This is a genomic window from Bradyrhizobium sp. (genome assembly GCF_047605465.1).
In the GTDB taxonomy this organism is placed as follows: domain Bacteria; phylum Pseudomonadota; class Alphaproteobacteria; order Rhizobiales; family Xanthobacteraceae; genus Bradyrhizobium.
Genome location: NZ_JASGFS010000129.1, coordinates 1 through 2,892 on the forward strand (window position 1 = coordinate 1; position 2,892 = coordinate 2,892).

The following is a 2,892-nucleotide window of genomic DNA, read 5'->3' on the forward strand; positions in this document are numbered from 1 at the left end:
GGCGCTCGGCGGAGGCTGGCCGGCCGAATGCAGGACCAGCGACTGGCGCAGCTGCATTCTCGAAACCCGCGAAGCCTCGCGAACCTGAGCCCGCGGACAAAGTTTTCCGCGCGGACCGGGCCTTGTGTCCTTGCCCGTCGTGGAGAAACCACCCGCTGATGCGCGAGCGCATCATGAGCTGTCGAACGCGCATAAAGCAGCCTGCCGCAGAGATCGCGTGAGAAAGGCAGGCTTCGATATGGGGAGCGCGGCTTCCCGCGTCACGATTTCGGATTATTCGATAATCGACTTTTGCCCCTGTTTTGCCCGGCATGTCAAACGGCCGAGCGTCCCGGCCGCGCTCCATCCTCTCGTCATTGCGAACCCAGCGAAGCAATCCAGCATCTTTCCGCGGCGGGCCTCTGGATTGCTTCGCTGCGCTCGCAATGACGATGGGGAAGCGGACTCTCCCAGGCCAATGTCATTCCGGGGCGATCGCATCGGTCGAACCGTCGCGCCGGCCGCCGCAGTCATGCGCCGTCGCACTGAATCGGTTCGGCATCTCAGGCCGTTGGCCGCCGCCACAGGGCAACGCGCCTGCCCTGCGCCTCTACTGTGCATGGGGTTGTTCTACGGATTTTGACGAAACCGCACCGGCGCCGCAGCGGCCACGACGCCTGCCGGCCAAAGAAAAAGCCCGGCCTCTTACGAGGCCGGGCCTTCCGGTCCGAAGACCAGGGCTCCGATCAGCCGCGGGTGCGCGAGCGGATCATGAAGCTGTCGAAGGTGTATTCTGCGACCTGCCACCACAGATATTCGTCGGAGCGGTAGGCCTGCATGGCGTCGATCGACTTCTTGAAGTCGGCGTTCTTGGCCGAGATCTCCGCCCACAACTCGTTGGTCGCCTTGAGGCAGGCCTCGAGCACTTCGTTGGTGAAGGGACGGAGCTGCGTACCGCCGGCGACGAGGCTCTTCAGCGCCTTCGGGTTCTGCATGTCGTAGCGGGCGGCCATCCAGCTGTTGGCGTTGGCCATCGCGTTGGTGAGGATCGCCTGGTAGTTCTTCGGCAGCGAGTTCCACTTGTCCAGGTTGGTAAAGGCGTGGACGGTCGGACCACCCTCCCAGAAACCCGGATAGTAGTAGTACTTGGCGACCTTGGCGAAGCCGAGCTTCTCGTCATCGTAGGGGCCGACCCACTCGGCCGCGTCGATGGTGCCCTTTTCCAGCGCCGGATAGATGTCGCCGCCGGCGAGCTGCTGCGGCACCACGCCGACCTTCTGGAGCACCTGGCCGGCGATGCCGCCGATGCGCATCTTGAGGCCGGAGAGGTCGGCAACGGTCTTGATCTCCTTGCGGAACCAGCCGCCCATCTGGGTGCCGGTGTTGCCGCAGGGGTGACCGATCACGTTCGACTTCTTGAAGAACTCGTTGCCGAGCTGCTCGCCGCCGCCCTGGTACCACCAGGAGTTCTGCATGCGCGCGTTGAGGCCGAACGGCACCGAGGCGTAGATCGCCCAGGTCGGGTCCTTGCCGACATAATAGTACGAGACGGTGTGGCACATCTCGACGGTGCCGTTCGAGGTCGCATCGAGCGCCTGGAGGCCGGGAACGATTTCACCGGCGGCGAACACCTGGATCTGGAATTTGTTGTCGGTCATTTCGGCGACGTACTTCGCCACCTGCTCGCCGCCGCCGTAGATCGTGTCCAGCGACTTCGGGAAGCTCGAAGTCATGCGCCACTTGATCTCGGGCGAGGACTGCGCAATCGCCGGGGAGGCCACCGCGGTCGCCGCGGCGCCGGCTGCCGACACTTTCAGGAAATCACGACGCTTCATCTTCAGGTCTCTCCTTGCTGGGGCGTTTCCCCTAAACTTCTCTTTTGCCGCCGCTCGTTCCGGCGACGCGTTTGGCCCGCGTCGAACCGAAGGGGCTTGACTGCCGTGGGCCTTTAACACGGAAGCCCCCGTTTCGGAACGCGACATTGGCATGACGGGACTGTACGAAAGTCGCATGTCCCCAACGGAAGGGCTCGAACCCGGCTCAGGCCGCGGCAATGACGCCCTTGAGCTGGTCCCGGACCTGTCCCGCAATGGCGCGATAGATCGCCGCATGAGGGCCATCCGGCTCGCTGTCGACCACGGGATTGCCGGCATCCGAGGTGGCGCGAATCGACATGTGCAGGGGAATCTCGCCCAGGAACGGCACGTCGAGCTTCTCGGCCTCGTGCCGCGCCCCGCCATGGCCGAAGATGTCGGACCGCGTGCCGCAATGCGGGCACTGGAAATAGCTCATGTTCTCGACGATGCCGAGGACCGGCACATTGACCTTCTTGAACATGGCAAGGCCGCGCCGCGCGTCGATCAGGGACAGGTCCTGCGGGGTCGAGACGATCACCGCGCCCTTCAGCGGCACGTTCTGCGCGAGGGTGAGCTGGGCATCGCCCGTCCCCGGCGGCATGTCGACGACGAGGACATCGAGCTGGCCCCATTCGACGTCGCGCAGCATCTGCGTCACCGCCGACATCACCATCGGGCCGCGCCAGATCATCGCGGTCTCTTCCTCGACCAGGAAGCCGATCGACATGATCGCAAGGCCGAAGCGCTTGAGCGGAATCATCTTGCGCTCGCCGTTCAGCTCCGGCTTGTCGTGCAGGCCGGTCAGCCGTGGCACCGAGGGGCCGTAGATGTCGGCATCGAGCAGCCCGACCTTGAGGCCGAGGTCGCGCAGGCCCAGCGCCAGGTTGAGCGCGGTGGTCGACTTGCCGACGCCGCCCTTGCCCGAAGCCACCGCGATCACCGCGGCAACGCCCGGAATTTCCGACTGCCGCGCCATCGGCGAGCCACCGCCCTGCGGGGGCTTGTGGGCATGGACGGGCTGACCGCCGCGCGCGCCCCGGCTCGGGGCCGGCGGTGG

Annotated in this window: 2 protein-coding genes; both read right to left on the bottom strand. The window is 65.4% G+C overall.

The genetic code is table 11. From position 1 onward, the window contains the following. Positions 1-725 precede the first annotated feature (725 nt). Positions 726-1,814, bottom strand: coding sequence for a TRAP transporter substrate-binding protein (locus QM712_RS36150; RefSeq protein ID WP_415027921.1), 1,089 nt, complete (start codon positions 1,812-1,814; stop codon positions 726-728). Positions 1,815-2,019: 205 nt separating this feature from the next. After that, a partial coding sequence (locus tag QM712_RS36155) for an Mrp/NBP35 family ATP-binding protein (protein ID WP_415027922.1) occupies positions 2,020-2,892 on the bottom strand: 873 nt, incomplete at its 5' end.